The 24,462-nt window shown below is 69.9% G+C and carries 23 protein-coding genes and 1 pseudogene; 13 read left to right on the top strand and 11 right to left on the bottom strand.

Annotated elements, in window-relative coordinates; genetic code table 11:
- Nucleotides 1-26: 26 nt before the first annotated feature.
- From ACFYW3_RS27640 to ACFYW3_RS27625, 4 genes are all read right to left on the bottom strand, one after another.
- Nucleotides 27-671, bottom strand: coding sequence for a GAP family protein (locus tag ACFYW3_RS27640; protein WP_389387680.1), 645 nt, complete (start codon nucleotides 669-671; stop codon nucleotides 27-29).
- A gap of 238 nt (nucleotides 672-909) precedes the next feature.
- Nucleotides 910-1,704: a class I SAM-dependent methyltransferase gene (locus ACFYW3_RS27635; RefSeq protein WP_389387679.1), complete on the bottom strand. Its 795-nt coding sequence runs from the start codon at nucleotides 1,702-1,704 to the stop codon at nucleotides 910-912.
- A 227-nt stretch (nucleotides 1,705-1,931) separates the two neighbouring features.
- Entirely contained in the window at nucleotides 1,932-3,851 is a 1,920-nt protein-coding gene (htpG, locus tag ACFYW3_RS27630; protein ID WP_351759505.1) for a molecular chaperone HtpG, read from the bottom strand.
- Nucleotides 3,852-4,488: 637 nt separating this feature from the next.
- A complete protein-coding gene (locus tag ACFYW3_RS27625; RefSeq protein WP_351759502.1) occupies nucleotides 4,489-4,716 on the bottom strand; it encodes a hypothetical protein in 228 nt (75 codons plus the stop codon).
- Between the two features lie 331 nt (nucleotides 4,717-5,047).
- Between ACFYW3_RS27625 and ACFYW3_RS27620 the strand changes: the two genes are divergently transcribed.
- A complete protein-coding gene (locus ACFYW3_RS27620) occupies nucleotides 5,048-5,818 on the top strand; it encodes a hypothetical protein (RefSeq protein ID WP_351759499.1) in 771 nt (256 codons plus the stop codon).
- Nucleotides 5,819-6,148: 330 nt separating this feature from the next.
- Here the strand turns inward: ACFYW3_RS27620 and ACFYW3_RS27615 are convergent, their stop codons facing one another.
- On the bottom strand, nucleotides 6,149-6,373 hold the full coding sequence (locus tag ACFYW3_RS27615; protein ID WP_351759496.1) for a hypothetical protein: 225 nt from the start codon (nucleotides 6,371-6,373) through the stop codon (nucleotides 6,149-6,151).
- A 155-nt stretch (nucleotides 6,374-6,528) separates the two neighbouring features.
- Between ACFYW3_RS27615 and ACFYW3_RS27610 the strand changes: the two genes are divergently transcribed.
- Nucleotides 6,529-7,380 (top strand): arylamine N-acetyltransferase, encoded by an 852-nt coding sequence (locus tag ACFYW3_RS27610; RefSeq protein WP_389387659.1) that lies wholly within the window; start codon nucleotides 6,529-6,531, stop codon nucleotides 7,378-7,380.
- Between the two features lie 271 nt (nucleotides 7,381-7,651).
- Here the strand turns inward: ACFYW3_RS27610 and ACFYW3_RS27605 are convergent, their stop codons facing one another.
- Nucleotides 7,652-8,503, bottom strand: a complete 852-nt coding sequence (locus ACFYW3_RS27605; RefSeq protein ID WP_351762238.1) for an endonuclease/exonuclease/phosphatase family protein — start codon at nucleotides 8,501-8,503, stop codon at nucleotides 7,652-7,654.
- A 91-nt stretch (nucleotides 8,504-8,594) separates the two neighbouring features.
- Between ACFYW3_RS27605 and ACFYW3_RS27600 the strand changes: the two genes are divergently transcribed.
- The 4 genes from ACFYW3_RS27600 (at nucleotide 8,595) to ACFYW3_RS27585 (ending at nucleotide 12,027) form a co-directional block, all read left to right on the top strand.
- Nucleotides 8,595-9,710 carry an NADAR family protein gene (locus ACFYW3_RS27600; protein WP_389387658.1) on the top strand — a complete coding sequence of 372 codons (1,116 nt, stop codon included), beginning with the start codon at nucleotides 8,595-8,597 and terminating at the stop codon, nucleotides 9,708-9,710.
- Nucleotides 9,711-10,153: 443 nt separating this feature from the next.
- The gene (locus ACFYW3_RS27595; RefSeq protein WP_389387657.1) at nucleotides 10,154-10,582 is read left to right on the top strand and encodes a matrixin family metalloprotease; all 429 of its coding nucleotides are present in this window, start codon (nucleotides 10,154-10,156) and stop codon (nucleotides 10,580-10,582) included.
- 2 nt (nucleotides 10,583-10,584) lie between these two features.
- Nucleotides 10,585-11,139, top strand: coding sequence for a hypothetical protein (locus tag ACFYW3_RS27590; protein ID WP_389387656.1), 555 nt, complete (start codon nucleotides 10,585-10,587; stop codon nucleotides 11,137-11,139).
- 297 nt (nucleotides 11,140-11,436) lie between these two features.
- Entirely contained in the window at nucleotides 11,437-12,027 is a 591-nt protein-coding gene (locus ACFYW3_RS27585; RefSeq protein ID WP_389387655.1) for a DUF6461 domain-containing protein, read from the top strand.
- Nucleotides 12,028-12,196: 169 nt separating this feature from the next.
- On the opposite strand, the gene ACFYW3_RS27580 is transcribed toward ACFYW3_RS27585, so the two are convergent.
- Nucleotides 12,197-14,995 carry an ATP-binding protein gene (locus tag ACFYW3_RS27580; RefSeq protein WP_389387654.1) on the bottom strand — a complete coding sequence of 933 codons (2,799 nt, stop codon included), beginning with the start codon at nucleotides 14,993-14,995 and terminating at the stop codon, nucleotides 12,197-12,199.
- A 136-nt stretch (nucleotides 14,996-15,131) separates the two neighbouring features.
- Between ACFYW3_RS27580 and ACFYW3_RS27575 the strand changes: the two genes are divergently transcribed.
- Nucleotides 15,132-15,485, top strand: coding sequence for a VOC family protein (locus ACFYW3_RS27575; protein ID WP_389387653.1), 354 nt, complete (start codon nucleotides 15,132-15,134; stop codon nucleotides 15,483-15,485).
- 265 nt (nucleotides 15,486-15,750) lie between these two features.
- Nucleotides 15,751-16,206: an iron chaperone gene (locus ACFYW3_RS27570; RefSeq protein ID WP_389387652.1), complete on the top strand. Its 456-nt coding sequence runs from the start codon at nucleotides 15,751-15,753 to the stop codon at nucleotides 16,204-16,206.
- Between the two features lie 734 nt (nucleotides 16,207-16,940).
- On the opposite strand, the gene ACFYW3_RS27565 is transcribed toward ACFYW3_RS27570, so the two are convergent.
- A complete protein-coding gene (locus ACFYW3_RS27565) occupies nucleotides 16,941-17,960 on the bottom strand; it encodes a zinc-binding dehydrogenase (protein ID WP_389387651.1) in 1,020 nt (339 codons plus the stop codon).
- Nucleotides 17,961-18,021: 61 nt separating this feature from the next.
- Here ACFYW3_RS27565 and ACFYW3_RS27560 point away from each other — a divergent pair, with 61 nt between their 5' ends.
- Nucleotides 18,022-18,330: a metalloregulator ArsR/SmtB family transcription factor gene (locus ACFYW3_RS27560; RefSeq protein ID WP_351762262.1), complete on the top strand. Its 309-nt coding sequence runs from the start codon at nucleotides 18,022-18,024 to the stop codon at nucleotides 18,328-18,330.
- A gap of 278 nt (nucleotides 18,331-18,608) precedes the next feature.
- Here the strand turns inward: ACFYW3_RS27560 and ACFYW3_RS27555 are convergent, their stop codons facing one another.
- From ACFYW3_RS27555 to ACFYW3_RS27545, 3 genes are all read right to left on the bottom strand, one after another.
- A complete protein-coding gene (locus tag ACFYW3_RS27555) occupies nucleotides 18,609-19,031 on the bottom strand; it encodes a DUF5959 family protein (RefSeq protein ID WP_389387650.1) in 423 nt (140 codons plus the stop codon).
- Nucleotides 19,032-19,482: 451 nt separating this feature from the next.
- Nucleotides 19,483-20,046 (bottom strand): hypothetical protein, encoded by a 564-nt coding sequence (locus ACFYW3_RS27550; RefSeq protein WP_389387649.1) that lies wholly within the window; start codon nucleotides 20,044-20,046, stop codon nucleotides 19,483-19,485.
- A 556-nt stretch (nucleotides 20,047-20,602) separates the two neighbouring features.
- Nucleotides 20,603-21,211 carry a hypothetical protein gene (locus ACFYW3_RS27545; protein ID WP_351762271.1) on the bottom strand — a complete coding sequence of 203 codons (609 nt, stop codon included), beginning with the start codon at nucleotides 21,209-21,211 and terminating at the stop codon, nucleotides 20,603-20,605.
- 149 nt (nucleotides 21,212-21,360) lie between these two features.
- On the opposite strand from ACFYW3_RS27545, the gene ACFYW3_RS27540 reads away from it, so the two are divergent.
- The 4 genes and pseudogenes from ACFYW3_RS27540 (at nucleotide 21,361) to ACFYW3_RS27525 (ending at nucleotide 24,447) form a co-directional block, all read left to right on the top strand.
- Nucleotides 21,361-21,774: an SgcJ/EcaC family oxidoreductase gene (locus ACFYW3_RS27540; RefSeq protein ID WP_389387678.1), complete on the top strand. Its 414-nt coding sequence runs from the start codon at nucleotides 21,361-21,363 to the stop codon at nucleotides 21,772-21,774.
- A gap of 520 nt (nucleotides 21,775-22,294) precedes the next feature.
- Complete coding sequence (locus ACFYW3_RS27535) at nucleotides 22,295-22,960, top strand: hypothetical protein (protein WP_351762277.1); 666 nt, start codon at nucleotides 22,295-22,297, stop codon at nucleotides 22,958-22,960.
- Nucleotides 22,961-23,243: 283 nt separating this feature from the next.
- A pseudogene (locus tag ACFYW3_RS27530) lies at nucleotides 23,244-23,447 on the top strand (transposase); the annotation flags it as partial.
- A 169-nt stretch (nucleotides 23,448-23,616) separates the two neighbouring features.
- Nucleotides 23,617-24,447 carry a 2OG-Fe dioxygenase family protein gene (locus tag ACFYW3_RS27525; protein WP_389387648.1) on the top strand — a complete coding sequence of 277 codons (831 nt, stop codon included), beginning with the start codon at nucleotides 23,617-23,619 and terminating at the stop codon, nucleotides 24,445-24,447.
- Nucleotides 24,448-24,462 lie beyond the last annotated feature (15 nt).

Here is a 24,462-nt window from a genome sequence, read left to right as displayed (position 1 = left end):
CGGTGGTCGATCCGACACCGGTGCCATCAGGCAACCAGCTCGTAGACGCTCCGCGCCATCAGCCACAGGCCGACGGTCAAGGAGAGCGTGACGATCAGCTGCTCCTGGTGCCGCTCGGTCCAGGTCCGCACGCCGTTCAACCTGGCGTTCGCCGCCGCCGGTGCCCAGACCATGTACATCTCCATGGCGACGAGGCTGAGCGTGGCCAGCAGGCAGTAGCCGGTCAGCGCGAGCCAGTCCGTGACGGAGGAGAGGTCCGCGGCGACGACCGTCGCGGCACCCGCCCCGACCAACGCCCAAGGCTGTAGCAGCCAGGCCAGCCCCGCGGCCGTGGCCGCCGAGGCGCCGTCAACCTTGGCCATCCAGCGCGGCGGGCCGTGCGGGCGGGGCGGCCGACGCCGTCGGTGCGCACCATAGAGCACCAGCCCCGAACCGATGGCGAGCTTCGCACACACAACCGCGGTCGACGGCGCGGTGTGACGGGACGGGGGCTCCCCACCGGTCAGCAGCAACACACATGCGATCACCACGACCAGGTTGGCGAGCCACGACAAAAGGAACGCCAGGCCCTTGCGAACTCCACGCCGCGAGGAGAGCAGCAGGATGAACGCGCTGTTGTGCAAAGGCCCCAAAGTGATGGCCGTACCGATCACGACCAGATCGAGAACCATCAGTGCGGTCACTCCCGGAATGTCAGGGCATCCGCCGCCTTTGGACGGGCGGACCGGTGCTCGGGGTCGGGCAGCGTCCTCACGGCGCCGCATCCCGACTCTGCTGGCCACGGCCCGACCGGTCAAGCGGCCACGCGCACGTCCCCGAACGCCGCACACCCGGTGGCACGACCCACACGCCCCACCGGTGTGCCCGATGAGCACGGGGCGCCCGTACGCCGCGCCCGCCGAGGTCGGCTCACGCCCTCCTCGGTGCGGGCGCGTCGAGCGTCGAGGCCGCGGCGCGGAAGACGTACGCCGTCATCGGGCCGGCAACCGGCCCAGCGCCCAGACGGGCCGTCATCTCCTCGATGACGGTGGCCCGGACGGCCGCCCCGTCTCCGCGCTCCGCCACGGCCGCGCGCACCGGCGTCCCGGTGAGGAACCCGATGGCCACGTCGGCGGCCGACGCGGCCCTGCCCTCCAACGTCAGCTCCCGCTCCTCCTCGACGGTGAACCCGGCGGCCGCCAGGTCGGCGGCCACGACAGCGGGGTCGGAGTAGCCGTGCGGGACCGTCGGGAGGAACCGTGGCGGGTCGACCGGAAAGGCCCGCTCCAGCCCGGCCTGCACCGCGGCTCCGAAGGCGTGTTTGTCGAGCGGTCCCCAGGCGTTGAACAGGAACCGGCCGCCCGGAGCCAGCACCCTACGGGCCTCGGTGAAGGCCGCGACCCTGTCGGGGAAGAACATCGCGCCGAACTGGCAGACCACCAGGTCGAAGCCTCCGCCCGGGAACGGCAGCCGCTGTGCGTCGGCCTGCCGCCACACCGCGCCCGGGGCCCGGGTCGACCCGAAGGCGACCATGGTCTCGTTCAGGTCCGTGGCCGTCACCTCGCCCGACGGCGCCGCCGCGAGCAGGAGCGACGTCAAGGCACCTGTACCAGAGGCCAGTTCGAGGATCCGCCGAGGGTGGAGCGCCGCCGCTCGGGCGGCCAGGTCCTCGGCGAAGGGCCGGAAGAGCACCGGCACCAGGTACTGCTCATAGGCCGCCGGCATGGACTCGGACCACTGCCGGTCGGCGTCGTTTCCCGTCACCTTCGCAAGGTAACCCGGCCTGGAGCCACCCCCGCCCTGCCGCGCCGTGCCGCCGCGCATCTCGGAGCCGACCAGTCCGACTACATGGCAGGGCGACGGTCCTCTGACGCGACAACCAGGAACGGCAAGGCGGAGCGGGGAGCGCGGACGCACTCCCCGCTCGGGCCGTGAACGCCGGCCCCCACCCGTCACATGGCGTGGGTCAGGCGCTCGGTGAGCAACCGGGTGAAGCGGGCCGGGTCAGGCAAGTCGCCGCCCTCGGCGAGCAGAGCGCTGCCGTATACGAGCTCGGCGATCTCCGACAGGGCCGGATCGTCGACGTTCGCCTCGTGGGCCGTGCGCAGCGCGACGATCAGCGGATGCGTCGGGTTGAGTTCCAGGATCCGCTTGACCTGCGGCATCTGCTGCCCCATGGCCCGATACATCTTCTCCAGGGTCGGAGTCATGTCCTGGGCGTCACCGACGATGCACGCCGCCGATGTCGTCAGCCGGGACGACAGCCGGACCTGCTTGACGTGGTCGGACAACGTGGTGGTCAGCCAAGGCAACAGGGTGGCGAACGTCTCGTCGCGCTTGGTCTTCTCGGCCTCGGCTCCTTCATCACCTTCGGAGGCCTGATCGCCGAGGTCGACCTGCCCCTTGGCGATCGACTGGAGCCGGTGGCCGTCGTACGCCGGAACCTGGTCGGTCCAGACCTCGTCCACGGGGTCGGTGAGGATCAGGACCTCGTACCCGTTGGCGGCGAACGCCTCCATGTGGGGAGAGTTCTCCACGGCGGCGCGGGTCTCGCCGGTCAGGTAGTAGATCGCCTCCTGGCCGTCCTTCATGCGCTCGACGTACTCGCGCAGGGTGGTGGTCTTCTCCTTGTCGTGCGTGGAGTCGACCGAGACCAGCGGCAGGAGCGCCTCGATGTTGTCGGTGTCCTCGAGGAGGCCCTCCTTGAGGACACGGCCGTACTGGCCCCACAACTGGGCGTAACGCTCGGAGTCGGCTCCCTGCACGTCCTTGAGCGCGCCCAGAACCTTCTTCACCAGACGCCGCCGCACGTTGCGGATCTGGCGGTCGTGCTGGAGGATCTCGCGGGACACGTTCAGGGACAGGTCGTGCGCGTCCACCACACCCTTGACGAAGCGCAGGTAGTTCGGCATCAGCGCTTCGCAGTCGTCCATGATGAACACGCGCTTGACGTACAACTGCACGCCGCGCTTGCTGTCCCGGGAGAACAGATCGAACGGGGCCTGCGAGGGAATGAACAGCAGCGCCTCGTACTCGAAGGTGCCCTCGGCGCGCATGTGGATGGTCTCGGCCGGGTCGAGCCAGTCGTGACTGATCTGCTTGTAGAACTCGCTGTACTCGGCCTCGGTCACCTCGCTTCGGGGACGGGCCCACAGGGCCTTCATCGAATTGAGCGTCTCGACCTCGCCCGTGGCGGCGTCACCGCTGTCCGTGGATTCGACGGCCATCCGGATCGGCCAGCGGATGAAGTCCGAGTACTGCTTGACGATCTGGCGGATCTTCCATCCGGCCAGGTAGTCGGCCAGCCCGTCCTCGCTGTCGGCCGCCTTGAGGTGCAGGGTCACCGAGGTTCCCACGGGCAGGCCGTCCACGGCCTGGATCCGGTAACTTCCCTCGCCGTCGGACTCCCACTGGGACCCCGACTCGGAGCCGGCTCGACGGGTTCGCAGGGTCACCTGGTCGGCGACCATGAAGGCGGAGTAGAAGCCGACGCCGAACTGGCCGATCAGGCCCTGCGCCGCGGCCTCGTCCTTGGCATCCTTGATCTTCTGCAGCAGACTGGCCGTGCCGGACTTGGCGATCGTGCCGATCAGCTCCACGACGTCGTCGCGGCTCATGCCGATCCCGTTGTCACGGACGGTCAACGTCCGGGCATCCTGGTCGACTTCCAGCGCGATGTGCAGGTCGGTGGTGTCGACCTCGAGTTCCGCGGTGGTGAGCGACTCCATCCGGAGCTTGTCCAGGGCGTCGGAGGCGTTCGAGATCAACTCGCGCAGGAAAATGTCTTTGTTCGAGTAGATCGAGTGGATCACCAGCCGCAACAACTGGCGGGTCTCGGCCTGGAATTCCAGCGTCTCGACACTGCTACCCATGTGGGGTTCCTTCCTTATACGGATGAAACGCATGATAGGCGGGATGCCGTGCCGTTCCGGCGAGTATCCGTCGGACCGAGCATCCGTCGGACCGAGACCATCGCGGGCTGTACATGTCGCTTCTGGAACTCCCTGCCTTGCCGGGTGCCGTAGCGCTGGTGGTGGCGCCTCAGACCGGGCCACGCGATGCCACATCAACCCCGGGTCGCCCTCGCATGCCGCGTGAATGTCCGCTGTGTGAGGAGGGATGGCGAGGGCATGCGGCCGCTGCGTGCAGGCGAGCGGGGTCATGGATGAAGTCGTCGCCAGGCAGCGCCTGTTGGAGCTGGGCGACGGTCGGTGACGCTGTCCGGGTCGGGCCCGGATCAGGCCCCGTGGCCCGGTCCCGGGCCTGTTCTGGCGTGATCGCCTGATTCGATGACCGGGACGGGAGGGCGACGGCCGTGACCGACAAGCCGTCGTTGCGTGACCACCTCGACCGCTACGCGGCGGGCGGGATCCCCCGCGACGCGGAACGTCGGTGTCGAGGGGGAAGGCATCGCGCCCGCTGTAGGCACGGGTCACGCGGCGGGCGTCCCGCGGGCTTCGACCGCCATGGGACACGGACATGGGAATCGCGGACTGAAGGGCCCGCCGGTCAGGCGGCTTCCTGGCGTTGGTGCGCCTTCCGGGTCTTCATCCCGCCGACGATGAGCGCCAGTCCCACGGCGACGACGCCGAGGTAGGCGGTGGACGGAAGGTCGACGACCTTGTGCATCCAGCCCCACTCCGTGTCGAAGAGGGTCTGTGAAGCGAAGCTGACAAGCCCCTGGGCTCCTATGACGTAGCCGATGCTTTCGAGGATGTATCCGATGGTTGTTCGCACAGGTCAACCCTCTCGCGGTGGTGCCGCGATGTCGTCCTCCACAGGGCCGAGAACGCAGTAGGTCGAAGGATGCAGTCCGTTTGTGGGGAGCACGGGCACGGCACCCGCCGCGGCAGGGGAGTGGTCGACACCAGAAGGCTCGAAGATCACGCCCGCGCCCGGCCCACGGGCCGTCGACCTTCAGGCCGACCTGCCCGCGTTGGGGCGCACCGCGTCGGCAACGTCCGTACCCCCACAGCATCCAGAACCGTGACCCGGTGACCTTGTGAGTCCGACAGCCGAATCACGTCGCATAGCCTGTTCGACATTGCATCGACGGGACGGGGCCGGTATGCGGCATCAGCAGGTGTTGGACAAACTGGCCGCGCGGGGGCACGTGCGTGCGTTGGACGAGGAACTGGCTCGCTGGGTGAGCCACCAGATGGGCTATCCGGGCTGCTCGCACGAGGAAGTCGCCCGAGCGGTGATTCCCCCGGTCCTCGCCCGCTGGCGCTGCCTGCTCGGATCCGAGGAGGTGCGCCCCGCGACGAAGGATGTGGTCAGGGTGGCGCTCGCCACGTTGCTGCACAAGTACGGATTCCAGGACGCAGCCGTCACCACGGAAGCGATCAAGGCGGTCGACGCGCTCAACGACGGGGTGGTGCTCTCCGACGCCTTCGAGCGGCGGTCCACGGACATCAAGAAGCTACTGCGCTCGGCCCCCACCCCGTTGTCCCGCCGACCGGGCTCACCCCGGTCCCTCACGTTCCTACGCGTCGGCGACGTGCTTGCGATCGAACTGGGAGGCCGCTTCCACGCCGCGTACGTGCGGCAGGTGACGGGCTTGAACGAAACCCCGGTGATCGAGTTCTACGCCGGCTCCTTCGCCCGTCCGCCCCACCTCGCAGACCTGGCGGGGAGCGAGGCAGCGCGGCCGGGCGGACGTGCGCGCTTCTCGGTCGACGGGCTCACGTACCTGCCCGACCCCGCACAGCAGGTGCGGGTCGTCGCCGCGGCGCACGAGGAAGGGCCGCATGGTGGAGAGCCCGGCCCCGCTCAGGGCCTGCACACGATCACGGACATCTACAGCCTGCAGCGGCACATGGGCGAGTTGTTCGCCTAGTGCGGTGACCGGAAAGGTTCACCGTGTCACGGCGCCCGGCACGGCACCTCGCCGCCTTGCGATGCACCGCACCGGACACCACGGCACTGGAGGCCCCAAGGGTTCAGCTACGTGGCTCGGTGGCAGGCAGGCAGGCGCCGCCACGCAAGCGGCAGTTCCGCGGCTGGGGCGCCCGCATGCGCTGCCGCTGATGAACGGTGACAGCCATGGTCGCGACTCCGTCAGCCCTGATCGGTTCAAGGCGTCGTCCTGCCGTGCCTGGAATTGCCGGGAGTCGCCCTGGTGTGGTGCGGGGCCTCGGCGCCGGCGAGTTTTCGCCGCGATACGCCGTCAGACGGGTTCGGTGGCGAAGAGTTCCAGGTGTGCGCAGCGGGGGCAGCGGTACGCCTCGATGCGGCGGCGGGGCCTGCCCAGGCGTTTGGCGCCGCCGAACAGGCCGCGCTCCAACGGCCCGGCGATCCAGCGGGCGTAGCCGCGGGCCCCCTCGCCCGCGTCCTCGACGAAGCCGGGTTCGAGGCCGACGCCGCCGCAGTACGTGCACTTCATCCCATCCATCGGACGAGTGTACGAAGCGGACGGTGGGACCCGCGCGTCGGGCGCCGGCCACCGCATGCCGTCAGTTCGGGAGGGCGTCATACCCGGGGAGCGGGGTGTGGAACGGGCGGTACCGGCGACTAGGCTGATCATCCGTTCGAACGGTGAGGGGGAGCATGATCGACGTCGACGGGTACTTGGCCGTGCTGGGCGTGGAGCGGCCGGCGGGCCCGAGTGCCGAAGCGCTGTGGGCGCTGCACCGGGCGCAGGTGGAGCGGGTCGCCTACGAGACCATCGACAACCAACTCGGACGGCCGTCGGGCATCGGCGCCGCTGAATCCGTGGCCCGGATCCTGCGCGGGCGCGGCGGCTACTGTTTCCACCTCAACGGAGCCTTCGCCGCCCTGCTGACGGCCCTCGGTTACGACGTGACCCTGCACCGGGCCGGAGTACAGGACGAGGTCGAGGACCCCGAAGGGCCGGGCGGCGACCATCTCGCGCTCACCGTGGGGCTCGACGGCGAGCGGTGGCTGGTCGACACCGGACTCGCCGGCGGAATGTACGAGCCTCTGCCGCTGCGCGAAGGCACCTATGCCCAGGGGCCGTTCACCTACGCGATGGCGCCATCGGTGGTGGTGCCCGGCGGCTGGCGGTTCGCCCATGACCCCCGCGGCGCGTTCACGGCGATGGTCTTCGCGCCGGAGCCCGTGGAGCTGTCCGCCTTCGCCGCGGAGCACGAGCGGCTGTCCACTTCCCCCGAGTCCGGATTCGTCCGGGTCCTCCAGGCCCAGCTTCGCGACGCCAAGGGCGTGGACATGCTGCGCGGCTGCGTGCTGCGCCGGATCGAGGCCAAAGGCACGTACGAGCGGACCATCGAATCGGCCGACGACTGGTACGACGTACTGGCCGACGTGTTCCACCTGAACCTGACCGACGTCGCCGCCCCCGCGCGGGCGGCGCTGTGGCACCGCGTCCACACCGCGCACCGGGAACGGGAGGCCGCGGGGCAGCGTGCGACAACGCTCTGACGGGACGGCCGAGCCCATCCGGGGCTCCGGGGAGCGAATCGCGCACGTCCTGGTCCACCTCGTCGCGCGTCCGATCAGCAACAACGGCTCTGCCCGCGCCCACAGCACCAGGCCGTCTCTTTCGGATCTTGCCTGACCCGCGCCGCCCGGCACCGCACCTCGCCGCGTTGTCGAGGCACCCGAGGACGTCCAGTACTCGGGAGCCTCTCCGCCTTGCGATGCACGGCACCGGACGACGCGGGCTTGACCGGCAAGATCCGAAAGAGACGGCCTAGTTCAGGTCCGTGTGAAGCAAATGGTGGTCCGAGTACGGGCTGGGGCGGACGCGGTGCGTGCGCGCGGTGATGCCGCGCAGGAACACGTAGTCGAACTTGCTGTTCCAATCGGTGGTCGCCGCGCAGGCTTCGGTGTCGGCGGTCGAGGGGCGGCAGCCCGGGTCCGTGTCCGAGGCCAGGGCCCACATCGGGCCGAGTTCGGGCGCGTGCGGCACGGCGTTGAAGTCGCCGAGGACGATCGCGCGGTCGTGACGGGCGACTTCCGCGGCGAGCACCCCCACCTGGCCCGCCCGCACCCCTGCCTGCCGGCGCTCCGCGAGGTGGGTGTTGAAGACGCGGACGGGCCGACCGCCCACCAGCGTGGTGACGGCCAGGTAACCGCGGTCCTCGGAGCCGCCGTCGGGGTATTCGACGCTCACCCGGTCCGTCATCGGCGCCGCCGAGAGGATCGCCTGGCCGAAGCCGCCCGGCCGCCACGGCAGCCCCCCGCAGCGGTTCCAGTTCCGCAGGACCATCCCGTACTCGACCCGGTAGACCAGCCCGTAGACCTCTTCCAGGTACGTGCGGATCTGCTCGACGTCACGTACGCACGCCTCCTGAAGGCCGATGACCTGCGGCGCGTACGTGGCGATCTCCGTCGCCCGACCGAAGTCCTGCCCGCTCCCGCCGCACGGATTGCAGATGTTCCACGTGCCGACCCGGTCCGGTACGACTTCCTCGGCGGCGTCGAACGGCAACAGTCCGGCGCGCGGGGCGCCACCGCTCGGTGCGCTGGGGCCCAGGAGCAGCACCATGCAGACCGCGGCCATCGCGCCCGCGGCCCACCGCACGCCCCTTCTCAGCACCATTGCCTCCCCTGGGTGGACGCACATCATCACACGGTGTCCTCGACGCACAATCGAAGTGCTTCCCGGCCGGTCCGTGCGGCATCATCACGGCATGATCGGCAATCGGATCACCCATCGCACGGCGGACGGCGTCCGCGTACCCGGCACCTGGCGGCACGCGTTCATTTGCAACGGCGGCTCCTACTTCCTCACCGACCTCTTCATCTACGCCGACGGCCTCGTCGACTGCTGGGAGCTGGTCACCCTCGACGAGTTCGAGCAGAAGCTCCGCTGCGGATGGGTGGTCACCAGCCTTCCGGACGGCGGACGCGCCTCCGCGCACCACCTGGCCTCGTGGACGTTCGGTGAACCGCGCACCTGGCTGACTCCGGACCTGCTGCTCGCCGAAGTCCGCGACACCATCGACGAGCTGAACCGCCGCCCCGACTCGACCGCCCGCTGCCTCGCCGCGGTGGACGTCTTCATGGCGGACCGTACGGAGGACAACCGGGCCGCCGCCCGGGCCGCCTACCTGGCCGTCCCGGAGACCGTGCGGCACTACGCGCTCGGCGACATGGACCGCAAGGACCGCCCCCTCAAGGTGCTGGTGGCCGGGCCCGGCGGCCTGACCCCGGAGGAGCCCGCGGAAACGGTCACGCCGGCGGAGTACGACGAGGCCGTCGCATACTTCGAGGAACGCGAGCGGTGGCTCGCGAAGGCCCCTTCACGGGTGCCGGCCGACGGGCCCGCCGAGTCCTTCGCCCCCGCGGTCAAGATCTACCACTCATATCCGCAGCGCGCGCTCGAAGACCCGGGCAAGCGGGCCCTGCGCAATGACTACCCCGCTCCCATCACCGTCGGCGACGTCACCTACCCGTCGGTGGCCCACGCCTACTGGGCCCGGTCCGTCGCCGAACCGGAGGCCAGGACCGCGGTCGTGGCGGCCGAGTCGGGCGCGAAGGCCCGTACGGTCGCGGCCGCGGCGCCGCGGCGCGAAGGCTGGGAGCAGGTCCGGACGGCGGTCATGGCCAGTCTGCTGCGCGCCAAGTACGAGCAGCACCCCGACCTCGCGGCGATCCTGTTCGCCACGGGTGACGCGACCCTGCTCTACGATGACGCCGACTCGGGCTTCTGGGGCGAGAACGGAGGCCGGGGCCGGAACTGGACGGGCCGCCTCCTGGAACTCGTCCGTTCCCAACTGCTGCTCAGCCAGACCCTCGTCGACTGACGCGGGGCTTACCCGTCGGGGGTGTGCGAAGCCCCCGGTCGCACGTGGTGACCCGGCCGATCGACCCGTGGTCCGCGCCGTCACACACGGCCGCGAGGCAACTCGCCGGTCCGCATTTCGGCAGGTCACCGGTCGGTGGTGGCGGGGGTGTGGCGGGGCGGGGGCCCGGGCACAACAAGGGACGCTCACGTTCGTACGCGCAAGACCCGTACCGTCCCGAACGTGTTCGAACGTCGGGCTGCCACGGCCGGAGAAATTCTGCCGCTCGGGCAGAGGAAACGTTCGGCCCCGCCCCACGGAGCCCTACCGTGGAGTGGATGAAGCGTCTGTTGGCGGGCTTATCGGTGGCCGCGGCCCTGCTCCCGTCCGCCCCGCCTCCGGCGGCGGCTCTCGTTGCCGCGCCGTGCGTCAGGGGGGAGTCCGAGTCGAGGTCACACAGCTCGGTGGACGATGGCGAGATCAGATGGACGGCCAACACGGCCTACTCCGACGCGTACAAGCACGCGCTCACGGCGTGGCAGTACGCCTCCCACAAGATCAGGCTGGCCCCGGACTCGGCGACCACGGTCAACGACCTGGAGTTCGTGGACTACGACAACCCGAAGGACCACGCCGCCGCGAAGTGGAACTACCGGGGCGGCCCCGGTCAGACGGACTACATCCGGTTCAACACGGCGGCGATGAAGAACGCGAGCCAGACCAAACGCCGGGAGATCGCGGCGCACGAGCTGGGCCACGCCCTGGGGCTGTGCCACAAGTCGGACGCGGGCGGCCCGGGCTACGCGCGGTCCCTGATGTGGCCCACCGCCCACGAATACTTCGACCTCCCCCAGGACGTCGACAAGGCCAACTACTCGAAGCTGTGGGGCTGATCATGAGCGTGAAGACCTGGGCGGTTGCCGGGACGGCGGCCGCCGTGCTCCTCGGGGGCGGCGGTTGGTACGTCTTGGCGGGCGGCGGGGAGTCGCACACGGAGAGCCTGTGCGGGACGCCGTTGGGCGGCACTGACACCGAGGTGGCGACCAACGCGCAGGGCATCGCCGTGGTGGAGGCCACCGGCGTGACCGCGCACGACCCGAAGGCCGTGGGCGCGGAGAACCCCGAGCTCGTCACGACGCCCGTACGGATCGTGGAGACGATGAAGGGGAAGTTCGCCCCGAGCATCGGGGTGTCGCAACGGGTGGAGCCCGGCGGGGTGCCCGGCTCGTTCAAGGTCGACACCTCGAACCGCGAGGTGATCATGGAGCAGGGGCAGCGGTACGTGGTCGCGATCGGTCCCGGCGACCTGGAGGCACGTCCGGGGACGACGACGTTCTCCACCCTGATCCGCCCCGCACACCGGGGCGCGGCCCAAGAAGCCGACTACTGGCGGGGCGTGATCGCGAAGGCGCCACCGAAGCCGGTGTGCGACGACACCGTCTCCCAGTAGGGCGTTGCGGCAGGCAGGCAGGCAGGCAGGCAGGCAGGCAGGCAGTGGTCACGCTCCCCGGCTTCCGGCCGGCTGCCGCTGCGTCCGCTGCCGCTGCCTGATGTACGTGACCGAATCGCTCACGGCGCCGGCACGCCGGGTGTCATCCCCGCACACGGTGTGGCCACCCGACACGTTTCCCCCTGTCAGTCCACATCCCGGCCGTCGATCAGGTCACGGACGGACATCCGATGCGGTTGACGGGTCAAGGAGAGGCGGTTGGCTGTGGTGTCAGTGGGTTGTGACAGCGTCCGCCGCATGACGAGTGCACACGCAGGACGCGGCCTGGAGATGTTCCGGGTAGGCGACTTCCCCATCTACACGTTGACCTTCGTACGGGGTCTGAGCCCTGCCGAGTTGCTCACCCGCATGGGGGTCGACCAAGGGACCCTCGCACTTCGCGACGGCATGGATCTGTCGGACGACTTCGGCGACGACCTACTCGACGATGAGGAACCGGTCGTCACCACGGGCATCGACGGCTCGTGGACGTGGGCGTGGGAGCAGGGCGGCGTGCACGGGATCGAGGAGCAGATCCTGAGCGCCGTGTCGGTCGGCACCGAAGCCGTTGCCCTGCACTACAACGAGAAGCCGATGTACTGGTTCAAGTACGCGGTCGACGGCGACGTCATCGTCGACTTTCACACGCTTGGGGAGATGGAGCCGACGGGGCAGGATCCGACACGGCTCGATGAACACATGCGGCCATTGGGGCTCGTCCCTGGCGAGTGGCCCCCTCTCCATGGCGTCCTGTCGCTTGTGGAGAACGCGTTCGGCATCGGCCTGACGCACCCGGGAGAGGTGGACGACCCACGAATGAGCGGCCGGTTGAGTCCTCTGCCGCGCTGACCCCTGATCTGGCCGGACCGCCCGACGATCGTTCCCCGTTCCCGTTCCCGTTTCCGCTCCCCGCTGGACCTGGACGAGCCCGCGAGACCCGCGAGTTCGTCGAACCCGGCAGCGGGCGTTGCGCCAAGACCGAGGGGCGATGTGTTGTTCGGGAGCGCCCGTGGTGCGGCTACCGAGCGGCCATGGGCGCGAGTCCGAGGTCGGCCAGTGCGGACGCGCCGGTCGCGGCGTGCGCGCCGCCGGCGAGCAGGAGCGTGCGCGCCCACTGGTAGCGGCAGCCGGCCGCCTCGAACGCCGACGCGGTGGCGAGCAACTGCGGTAGATCGCCGCCGAGCAGTGACTCCGCCCGGTCCACCAGGGCGGTGGCGACCGGGTTCCCGGCGACCACGGCCCGGGCGGCGGCGATCCGGCCCCGGGCGTCCGGGTGCCCGGCGAGGACCGCTGCCTCGGCCCGGAGCGCCGTGTACCAGTGCAGCCAGACCCAGCAGACCCACTTCCACACCTCCTCCGGCTCGGGCGCGATGCGCTCCAGGGCCGCATGGGTGTCCCCGTGGTGGAGCAGGACCATGGTGTCGAAGACGGCACCGTGGCCGTGGCGGTGATCCTCCTTGCCGCCTGTCCGGTCGGTGATCGTGAGCCAGGTCGCTCGGGCCTCGTGGTCGCCTCGCAAGCCGTGGATCATCGCGACGGACGCGGCGGCCGGACCGAGCGAGAACGACCGTTGCCGGCCGGCCTGCTCCCACGCGTCGAGGAAGCGCACGCTGCTGGTGAGCACCGCGTCGGCGTGGCCCGCGAGCGCGTCCGCGACCAGCAGCCAGGACGTGGCGTGGTCGCCCACCTCGGCCAACTGCGGCCGGCCGGCGAGTTGGCCGCCCCACCGGCGGGCCGCCGACAGCTCGCCCGTGCCGACGGCGGTCGCGGCGGCCATGGCGAGGGCGTCGATCAGCTCGTGGGTCCGGGCAGGGGCGCTCGGTGCCGAGGACAGGATGTCGATCCGGGCGCGGGCGGCGGCCGCGGCGGCGAAGCTCTCACCGGCCCAACTCTGAGCACCGGACAGCGCGTCGAGGGCGGCGGACCGCGCCACCGGGTCGCCGGCGCGCCGGGCGAGTTCGACGGCCCGTTCCGCGCACGCGACGGTGTCCGGAGCGGTGTTGTCCGGGGCGCCCTGGACCGCGCCGAACGCGTCCGCGACCACCGCGGCCTCGGCCAGCGCGAGAGCCGCCTCGGTGGCGGGATCGCCGTCACCGGTCAACTCGCGGGCCGCCACGAGCAGGCCGGCCACCTCGTCCGCCGGCGGAACCCGGCCGGTGAACGTGCTGGAGAAGCGGTAGGCGGCGGTGGCGGCAGCCGCCAGGTCGCGGGCGGCCCCGGCGGCGTCCCCGGCCCGGCGGCCGGCTTCGGCGGCGGCCCGGTACAGGCGGTACATGTCGTCGCCGAGCCTGCGGCACCCGGCCACCCCGGCGGCCTGCCGCAATACGGCGGCAGCGTCGGCGCCGGCAGCGAACGAGGCCGCCTGCTCGTACCGCTGTTGGGCCTCGCCCAGCAGGTTCCGGGTGAAGGCCAGCCCGGCCAGGGACAGGGCGAGACGGCACGCGTCCGCGCGCTGCTCCGGCCGGCCGGCGGCCCAGGTCAAGGCGGCCCGCAGATCCTCCGCGACCGCGTCGAACCGGGCTCGCCAGTCCGGGCCGCCGCCTTCCTGGAGGCCTGCCGCACCGGCCAGGCACCATGCCAGGTGGCGCGATCGGACATCGTCGAGCTCACCGGCGCCGGCGAGCCGCTCCGTGCCGTACTGACGGAGGGTCTCCAGTGCCTGGTAGCGGGTGACGGTGTCGGACGGTGTCACGGCGAGCAGGCTCTGCTCGGCGAGCCTGCCGAGCCCGTCGGCGACCGCGGCCGTCTCCAGAGGGGCGAACCCGGCCACCTCGGCGGCAGCCTCGGCGGTGAACGGAGCGACGAACGCCGACACCCGGCGCAGCAGTGCCCGGTCCCGCGGCTCGAGCAGGTCGTGGCTCCAGTCGAGGACGGCCCGCACCGACCGGTGCCTGCCGTCGGCACGGGGTCCGCCGGCGAGGATCCGGAGCTGGTCGCCGAGGCCGGCCGCCAGGCCGTCCAAACCGAGCGTGGACCACCGCGCCGCCGCCAGTTCGATGGCCAGCGCCATGCCGTCGAGCCGTTCGCACAGCGCCGCGATCCGGTCGCGTTCCGCCGGAGCCGGGGCCCTGCCGACCGCCGCCGCCCGCTCAAGGAACAGGGCCGCCGCCTCCGACTCGCCACCGCCGACGCGCGACAGCGGCGGAACCGGGAAGACCCACTCGAACGGCACCATCAGCCGGGCCCGGCTGGTCGCGAGCACCCGTATCCCCGGGCAAGCCACGAGCAGTTGTTCCAGGAACGGCGCCACCCCGTCGCGCACCTGCTCGCAGTTGTCCAGTACCAGCAGCGCCTGACGGTCCGCCAACGCGGCCACCAGAGCGTCGTCGATGCCGCGCCCGGGCTGCTCGCCCACGCCCATGGCCGCAGCGACCGCCGCGCCCACCCGCCCGCGATCGGTGACCGGGACCAGGTCCACGAACCACACACCGTCGGCGAAGTCGCCGGCCACGTCGGCCGCCACCGCCAACGCGAGCCGCGTCTTTCCCACCCCGCCCAGACCGACGGCGGTCACCAGCCGACGCGCCGTCACCGCTGCCGCCAGCTCCCCGCGTTCCCGTGTCCGGCCGACGAACGCCGTCAGCGGGGCCGGAAGCGCGGGTGCCGGGCGCGCCTGCTCGGCGCGCGTCGGTCCGCTCGCGTGCCGGGACAGTGCCCGCCGGTCCGGCACCTCCAACTTCCTGAGCAGCGAGGAGACGTGCGACTCGACCGTCCGTACGGAGATGAACAGCCGCGCGGCCATTTCCGCGTTGCTCAGGTGCTCCCCGAGCAGCGCGAGCACGTCGGCTTCCCGAGCCGAGATCACTGGAGTGGACACCGGGCCATTATCCGTGGTGCTTTCCGTGGTCAGCACGGAGGCACCCCGTACCCCGCCCGGGGGAAGCTGTGAGCACAGGGAACGAGCCCGGCGGACCACACCGGGCCGACCGGTTTCCGCGACGACAGGAGTGACCATGACCAGCTCTTCCACCCAGGGGATGAAGACCGTGCTGCATCCCGTGTCCGACCTCGCCCAGGGCAAGCGGGTGTACGCCGCGCTGCTCGGTGTCGCCCCGCAGACCGACGGGCCCTACTACGTCGGCTTCGAGGTCGGCGGCCAGCACATCGGTCTCCTCCCGGGCGGTGGACCGCAGGGCCTGACCTCCTCGCTGGCCTACTGGCACGTGGAGGACATCGAGGCGAAGCTCGCCGAACTGACCGCCGCGGGCGCCACCGTCAAGGAGTCCGCGCACGACGTCGGCGGCGGTCGCCTGGTGGCCACCGCCATCGACCCGGACGGCAACCTCATCGGACTGCTGCAGGACTGATGAGCACCCCACCCCGCTCCCGCGCACAGTGCCGTCACCACACGGGACCGCTCGGCTCGCCCTCGGCCACACCCGCCACGTCGCCATGATCGAGGGCGACGTCGAGGTCCTCGCCGTCGACGCACTGCCGCCGCACGTCGGTGACCGGTTCGCCGCACGGCCGGGTGGTCCAAGCCCCTCCCGGGCCGATGACAGGGCCCGAGCACGGACCCGTAGGGCCCCTTCTCAGGATCCATGCATTCAGAGCTCAAGAAGGAGATCCACCATGAGCAACACCGACAACCGCGCGCACGAGGGATTCACCGCGGAGGAGCGTGCCGCGATGAAGGACCACGCGCAGGAACTCAAGAAGGCGGCGCGCCGCGGCGGCTCGAAGGCGGACAAGGCGGCCGAGGCGGAACAGGACGTGCTCGCGAAGATCGCCGAGATGCAGGACGCGGACCGGACCATGGCCGAGCGCGTCCACGCCGTCATCACCGCCACCGCCCCGGTCCTCGCGCCGAAGCTCTGGTACGGGATGCCCTCCTACGCACTGGACGGCAAGGTCGTCTGCTACTTCCAGAGCGCGGAGAAGTTCAAGGCGCGCTACGCGACGCTCGGCTTCAGCGACCAGGCGCGGTTGGACGACGACCCGATGTGGGCGGCCGCCTTCGCCCTGACCGAGGTGACGGCCGAGGTGGAGGCGCGGATCGGCGCACTCGTGAAGCAGGCAGTGAGCTGAGGCGCGACCGGTGGGTGGCCCTCATCGCCTGCTCCGCGGCTCCCTTTGAGTTGTGACACGGGCGGAGGAGCCTCCGGCGGTCCGATGACCAAGAACGTCACCGGGAACGCGCGGATCGTCGGGGTGGACAGCCACCGGTACACCGACAGCAGTCGGGAACAGGCCCGGACAAGCACGGGTCCTCCCCGGAACACGGGCCCGGGCCGTCGCGGTCGACAACGCCGTACGCCGAACCGGTCGCTTCCGTGGCCGGCGCGGGCCGGCCACGATCGTTCTGCTCGTGCACGCCTTGGCGCAGTCGCACGCCGAGGTTTCACATCGCGCCGCAAGCTCCGCAATCGCTGCTTCATATCGTGCACGGATTCCCGCATGGCTCCCTGGACCGCACGGACCGCACGGACCGTACCTCGCGTCTGCGGAAGCTGAAGGCTGGATACGTGCACGGGGATGAGGAGTTGGCGCGCGGTCGGGGCTACGGCATGGCCGACTTCCCCGCACGCGCCGAGGAGGTCGAACGGCGCGCTGCCACGATGAGCCAGGCCGATGCCGAGGTCGCGCACCGTGAGCGCACCGCGCAGATGATCAGGCCGGCCGAACTCGGCCGGTCGGGCCGAAGTGCCCGAGGAGATTCCCGACGGCGTACGCCTGCCCCTCCCCGCCGACGCCGGATCAGCCGACACCAGCGGCCGACATCAGCGGCCGGCCGCCGTCCCGGCGCAGGGCGGCTGAGTCGCTCAAGGCGAAGACGCGGTCCGGCGCGGTGGCTCGTCCACGGGGTGCACAGCGACGGCGATCTTGCCGCGTGGGCGTCCGCGGCCCTCGCCGACGGGCCCACCTTCCAACAGTGTGTGCGCCTGTGCGATGTCGGCCAGCGGTAGCACGGCGCCGATCACCGGCCGGAGTTTGCCCTGGTCGATCAGCCGGCCGAGGGCCGTGAGCTTCGCCCGGCCGGGGCTGACGAAGAGGAAATGGTAGGTCGCGTTCACGCCCCACGCGGCGAGCAGGTTCTGAGGTTCGGGGATGTCCACGATGGACACCACTCGGCCTCGGTCGGCGAGGACCTCCGGGCTGCGGGCGAGGGTGTCCCCACCCACCGTGTCCAGCACGACGTCCACCCCACCCAGTGCGCGGACCTGCGGCACGTAGTCACCGGCCGAGAAGTCGATCGCGATGTCGGCTCCCAGTCCGGTGACGAACTCGTGGTCCCTTGCCCGCGCGGTGGTCACCACCTTGGCTCCCAGCGCGCAGGCCACCTGGACGGCGACCGAGCCGACCCCGCCCGCCCCGCCGTGCACCAAGACCTTTTCCCCGGCCCGCACCCCGGCGCGTTCGACCAGCGCCTCCCACGCCGTGACGCCCACGAGCGCGAGAGCGGCGGCCTCGACGTGCGACAGCCGTGCGGGCTTGCGGGCGACCAGGGCCTGGTCGACGACGTGGAACTCGGCGTAGGTTCCCTGCCCGGCGAACACCGGTGTCAGGTACCAGACCTCGTCGCCCGGCTGGAAGTCGCCCGCCCCAGGGCCGGTCTCGACCACCACGCCGGACACGTCGTTGCCGATCACCGCGGGCAGCGCCACCTGGTCGCGGTAGTCGCCGCGCCGGGTCTGCAGGTCGAGAGGGTTCACGGACGTGGCCAGCACGCGCACCAGCACCTGGCCGGGTCCGGGGGTGGGTCTTGGTAGCTCTCGGGTGGCGAACGCGGTGTCCGCGTCACCGAAGCGGACGAGTTCCACCACACGCATCGAAGTCGACATGCGATGACCTTAGATCTAGATATCGCGAATCGTCAATATGTACATGCGTTACGATCGCCACGTGTTCTCAGAGGCGGAGTTGCTGACTGTGTTCCGGGCCCTGTCCAACCCGGCCCGCCGCCAGATGCTGGTGTGGCTCAAGGAGCCGATGAGTTTCCCCGGCCAGGAGCCCGAGGACGTCGAGCTCGGCGTCTGCGTGACCGACATCCAGCAGCGCGCAGGCCTGGGGCAGTCAACCACCTCGCAGTACCTCGCGATGCTGCGGCAGGCAGGGCTGGTGGTCGCCACCCGGCGGGGCAAGTGGACCTACTACCGCCGCGACGAGGCGAACATCGCCCGCCTCCTGGAGACCCTGCGCGACGTGTTCTAGATCCCCTGTCGTTGGGTTCAGTCCTGCCGCGCAAAACTCAGCCCATCCCTGACCTCGGCAAGGTGAAGACCCTGCCAGGGCCAGTTCGCCTCCAACTGCCCGAGCATGCCCGCGCGGTAGCCTCCGACGTCCGGCGCCGCGCGGACCAGCTCCCCGAGAGCCGGCGGTTCATCCGGTGCGGACTCGACTACCCGCGCCCGCGCCGAACAGCATGCCGCCGGCTGACAACGGGCCGAACCCCGACGGCAACGGGCCGAACCCCGGCGACAGCGGGACGGTCAGCCGGTAAACGCTCGCCGCCGCACCTTCGCGAGACGTGCCCGCTGGTCATCGATCCAGCCGGTCGCCGGGAAGAGGGGCAAACTGACCGTCACCTGCGACGATGGGCCGTCATGGACCGACACCCCGATCACACCCGGACTCAGTGGCTTGATCTTGAACCGGACCGTTCGACCCGAGTTGAGCCATGATACGAACCGACCCGCGGCGAGCTCCTCAAGAGCCTCCTCCCAGTCATCGAGGTCATCGGACGTGACATAGACGAGGAAGCTGCCCTTGACGGTCTCGGTCTCCACGACGAACTCGCAGTCCAGATAGTCTCTGCCAGGAGCCGGCAGCTCCAACACGCGCAGAGAGACAACGTGACCGCTCGTCCCCGGCGGATCCGCCAGATGGATCAGCTCGCCCAGCTCGTCTTCCATGACAGCCTCTCTCCATCGATCTCGAACAGAGCCATCATTCCTGAGCTTCCCGGCCTGCACGGCGCGCCGAGGTGGGCTGACTCTCACCAAGGTTCCGCGGTCTGCTGATCACCTGCCGCTGCGGAAACCCCTCGATGATCGTTCCTCGCTGTCAGGTTCCGGCTCAACGTCTGTGAAGCCGCGCCTCCCGCGCTCGCGAATGCGTTGGACCAATGGCTTCGACCCGCTGCTTCTGATCGTGCAGCGTCCGGATGAAGCGAGCATCTCGCCCTCACCACAGAAGTTGAGCGAGAACCCGAGAACCGACCGCAGATGTTGACCACTTCGTGAGTCGCTTGAGTGACTTCCGAAGCGAACAGCTTGCGGTTCACGGCATCGCCGAGCGGCTGCCTGGGGCCTCTCCTCGGCTCAACGCCGCTGAGGGCGAGCCCTTCCTGATGCCACCGAGGAATCACGAACGGCTCTCGCCTTGGACGGCGTCGAGTGCGGCCGCGATGCCCTCGAGTGCGGCCGCGATGCCCTCGAGTGCGGCCGCGATGCCCTCGAGGATCCCGAGGAACTCCTCGGTCGGAACCCCGGCCACGAAGACGGCACCGGTGTCTTCTGGGTGGCTGAGCAGGTGTTCCTCACGCAAGAACTCCAGCGTGATCACCAGGTGGTCTTCTTCGCGAAACAGGCAGGCCGTGACGTTGTCGGTGGTGGGCCCCCAGAGCAGGGCCCGAAACCGGCCGCGCAGTTGGTAGTCGGACTCGGGCTCGTCGTCGTCCCCGGCGCGCTGCATGAGACGCCGGTGTGTGGCCTCGGCGGACAAGCCGTCGAACGGCAGGGGAGAACCTTCGCCGGACCGCAGCCAGGCGACGGCGTCCAGCACGTCGCGGCGGAACTGGGGGACGTACACCGTATTGTCCTCGCAGGTCAGCCACCTTCCAGCTACCCAGAGGTCGACCTGGCACAGTGGGCCTGGCTCTCCGATCTCTGCGGCGAACCTGAGCTTGTCTCCCAGAACCACGTTCATGCCGCTGACCGTCGCAGGTGAGCCCTTCATGAACAACCGAATACTTCGCTCCGCCAGTTGCCGGCGTGCCACGGCAGAGAACGCCCGCTGACTCCGGTGACGCTCCCTGACCGCGGTCCATCCACTGTTCAGCCGCGAGGTGCCCTACGCCTTGATCCGCAAGATCGAAGTCAATTCTTCCGGAAGTCTGATCGTGTTCGTCCGAAGGGATTGCAGCCGCCCAGACACCTGCGGGCGGCTGCAAGCGCGACCAGCCCTGGGCTTCGTCACTCTCGGCTTCTGAGCAGGCACCCAGCCGTTCCCGTGTCCTACTGGTGTCGGCCAGGCAGCCGCAGCGGGTGGGCACGGGTCGCTGGTCCGGTAGCCGCAAAGACTGTGCCCGTTGCCGAACCACCTGGATCGGATGACAACGGACACGCAGGGGCAGAGTCACACATCAAGGACATGGGTCGGGCACTCACGTAATTCCCCACCCGAAGACCCACCTTCCCCGCCCGTGCGTTCGACGAAGCGTGTGGTTCGGAGCTGCCGACGGTGGGCTCCGTCGAAGTGGTGACTACACGGCACCCGACTTGGACCGCCAAATGGCATGCTCCAGTCCGCCTCTGTCGTGCCCGAGAAGCGCGGCGGCTTCCTCGTAGAGCGCGCGCAGTTGCTCATAGGGGAGAACCGGAACGCCGGCATCTGCAGCGAAGGTGCGCAAATGTACGTCGACGGCGATCTGCGAACGGCCCACGAGGTTGCCGATGTAGTCGATGCTCTTCGGGCCTACGCCCTTCACCGTGCGCAGGGCGGCGCGATTGGCCTGCCGGCCGAGCCAGTCATGGAGATCGTCGTGAGTGTCAACCCCGTTCGCAGCCAGGAGGTCGGTGATGGCGCAAGCCGTCGCGACCTTCCGGGCGTGATGGAACTTCATGGCGACGGCGAGGTCCTCCGTGACGAGTCGGCTCTGGAACCCGCGAACTGATATCGCATCCGGCCAGTTCGCTTGCAGTCGGAGAAGCCTCGGCCGGAGGGTCGCCTCATAGTTGCACCGCGGCTGGAAGCTGACATCGCAGATGACAGCACCCATGTGTGTCCATCCGCCGGGCTGTGGAAACGGGCCATCGCCCAGGAGGTGCTGAATGCGATCGGCGAGCCGCTGGGCAAGGCTGGTTGCGGTCATGGTTCACATGATGAAGCCCCGGCCTGACGATCTGGGCGCAAAGCGCGAAGTTCCCAAACGGCTGGGCGGGGACGGCGGCGCTGCTGATGGGGTCCAGGTGATCTTTACATCGCCACACGCTTGACCTCAACCACGCTTGAGGTGTGACGATGATCCACATGACCACGGAATCCACATCCCGCGCGGCGGACATCGAAGCGATCAGCCGGCTCGTCGCCACCGTCGAGCACTCCCAGCAGAACAAGGACCCCGAAGAGTTCCTCGGCCTCTTCCACCCGGATGCGGTCTGGACGACGGCCCACGGCAAGGTGCTCATCGGCCTCGACGCGATCTCGGAGTTCACCCGCAAGGTCCTCCCCGCGGCGAGCTGGGACGGCGAGGTCACCTACGAGGTGGTCCACGTGTTCTTCATCCGCCCCGACGTCGCGGCGGTCAAGGTCCGTCAGCGTTACCTGGCTCCGGGCGAGGAGAGCGAGGGCGCCCCGCTGTACGTGATCTCGAAGCAAGCCGACGGCCGGTGGCTGCTGACCGCCTGCCAGAACACGGGGGTCGTCGCCGGCTAGGTTGCCCGTCAATCATGCTCGGAGCCAGATCGTGAGGGCTGCCACGGTGGCAGTGTCAAGGTGGACGCGACGGCGCTTGTCGTAGCGGGTGGTCGGCGCCCGGTGCTCCCCTCAGCGGCTTCGGCGGCGACGGGTTGTCGGCGAAGGCCATCAACGACGACGGGATCATCGGCGGCAACGACCACACGCCCACACGCCAGACGGCGAGCGGCACGCCGTGACGTGGGACGCCTCCGGCACGGCGAAGCGCTCCAGGAACCCGGGGGCTACCCGCAGAGCGACGTCGAGGACATCAACCATCAGCACGTGGCGATCGGTACGGGGCACGGTATCCCTCAACAGCACTACCTGGGCCGTCTGCTGGGACCGCGACGGCAAGCCGACCTTCCCGGGAAAGCCGCACAACTCCGTCGGCAGCCTCGCGGCCGGGGTCAATGACAGCGGGGAGATCATCGGTCACGCCCGCTTCGCCGGCACGAGCAACACATCCTTTCCGGCCACAGCACTAGACTCCGGCGCCATGACGATCGCCCCTTTCGTTTCGCCGATCCCTGTCGCGCCTGCCGGATTGAGCGACAGGGCCAAGAGGTTCGTCGAGGTAGACGGCATCAGCGTTCCCCGGCAGGAGATTCGAAGTCACCGCGACACGTGGGTCGGGCAAGGGATTCCGGTCGCGGAGATCGATCGTGCCGCGGCCTTTCAGGACCGCTGGGGCGGCCTTGCCCTACCACCTGCGCCCTTCTACGAGGGCGGACCACGGATCCTGGGCGCCGACTGTCCGGAGGGCTCGGCCGATGAAGGCTGGTCGATTCCCGCAGGGAGTTGCCGGGTGTCCATGGCCTATGGATTCATGATCGGCCCCGACGGCGCGTTCGGGATCGACGCATACCGCTGGACGCCCCTGCATGCCGGCACGCACGGATGGGTGGAGTCCCTGGCGCTCGCCGCTCATGCCGGTCGCTGGGCCAAGACCGTCACAAAGATCAAGGGCAGGGCCGTCGAATCAGTGGACCTCGGCGGCTACGAGCCTGTGCCCGAGGTGCAGGGTCGGATCGACACCTGGTGGCGGGGCAAAGACTCGCTCATTGCCCTGTACCGAGGCGAGGCCGTGGGCCTTGACGCCCCGCAATGCCTGGAGGCTCACATCTACGGTGGCCTCGACGAGTGGGGTCTTCACGGCGGCTGACTCGCGAGCGCGGGATCTGAGCAATCACTTGGCCAGAAGGGCCGCCTGTCGTGCTCAGCCACAGGGTCTTGACCCCGGATCCTGAACACTTCCATGCGGCTCGGGCCGGGGCGGTTCCGGCTGGTTGGGAGGCGTTCTCGATGGCGATCGCAGACCTTCGCGGCTCCCCGGACCTGCGGCGGACGCACGTCGGGTGCTACCGGGTCCGGTCCTGTACTCGGCTCACGCCCCCGCAGCAGCACACAGCGAAGGGTCGGACCGACGGTGATGTGATGCCGAGTGGGAACGGCTGCGGCCCTTCCTGCCGGTCGGTAACAGGAGTTGTGGTCGGTGGCGTGATCACCGACAGGTGATCGACGCGATCGCGTTCAAGTACCGCATCGGGACACCACGGATGGACCTGTCCGAGCACCTTGGCTCGTGGAAGGGCGCCCACAACCGCTTGCGCGTGAAGCCGCGGACGGGATCTGCGCGAAGGTCTTCATGATCGGGCCCGCAGCGGGGAAGCGGCTGCTCGGCCGGCCGGGTCTGCCGCCGATAGGCGGGGCCGTCGGCCCGCACGCTCCCGGAGCCGCCGGTCCGTGTGCAGCCGGCCGCGTAAGGTCGGCACGGGCCGAGGGCGCCATGGTCCTGGTGGTGACCTGATGGAGGAACACGTGGAAAAGGCTGAGAGCCTGCGGCGGCCGCATGCCGACGAGGGAGGCCTGGGTGCGGGTGTGGATGGTCTGCGCGAGCGCGGATTCGCCCGCTACGGCGCCGAGCAACTCGGTGTCACCCCGGCCGGCTCCGCCGCGAGGGACCTGGCCAGGATCCGGGAGGTCTTCGCGGATCTGCCGCCCGATCCGTACGCTCCGGGAACGAATCGGTTCCGCCGTTACTCCCATGCCGTGTACCTGCCGTGGAAGGCCGAACTGTCGTGGATTCCCGGTACCCCCGACCCCGTGCACGGTCTGGTCACCGACTTCTCCCAGGGCGAGGACGTTCCCGAGTACCCGCGCAAGCGGCGTGTGCTCCCCGAGATTCCCGAGGCGCTGCGCGGCAACGCGCTGCTGCGCAGACTCCTGTGCTGGGACATCGAACAGGTCGTGTCCCTGAGGAATCTGGGGGGACGGCCGCTGTGGGTGGGGGTGCACCTGATCAAGCTCGGCGTCGACCATCACGGCCAGGACGCCGTTTCTTCCCCGAACTGCCTGCACCAGGACGGAGGCTCGTCCAGCACGTTCACCTTCGCCCACCTGATCAGCCGTACCAACGTCAGCGGCGGGCAGAACGTCATCGCCACACCGGACAGCGCCGGCCTCCAGCCCGACGACCCGTGGGCGGACCTCCATGCCCGCTTCACCCTCACCGACCCACTGGATGGCTACGCCGTCCATGACCACAGGGTGAGCCACTACGTCGGCCCGGTCCGCGCGGGCTCCGCGCCGGGACCTGGCGAACGATCCGTCATCATCGTCGGCATCGCCCCGTACGTCCCCCAGCTGTGACACGAACACCAGCGC

The organism is Streptomyces sp. NPDC002602, from assembly GCF_042889445.1.
Classification (GTDB): Bacteria; Actinomycetota; Actinomycetes; order Streptomycetales; family Streptomycetaceae; genus Streptomyces.
This window is presented reverse-complemented; position numbering and strand designations above follow the sequence as displayed.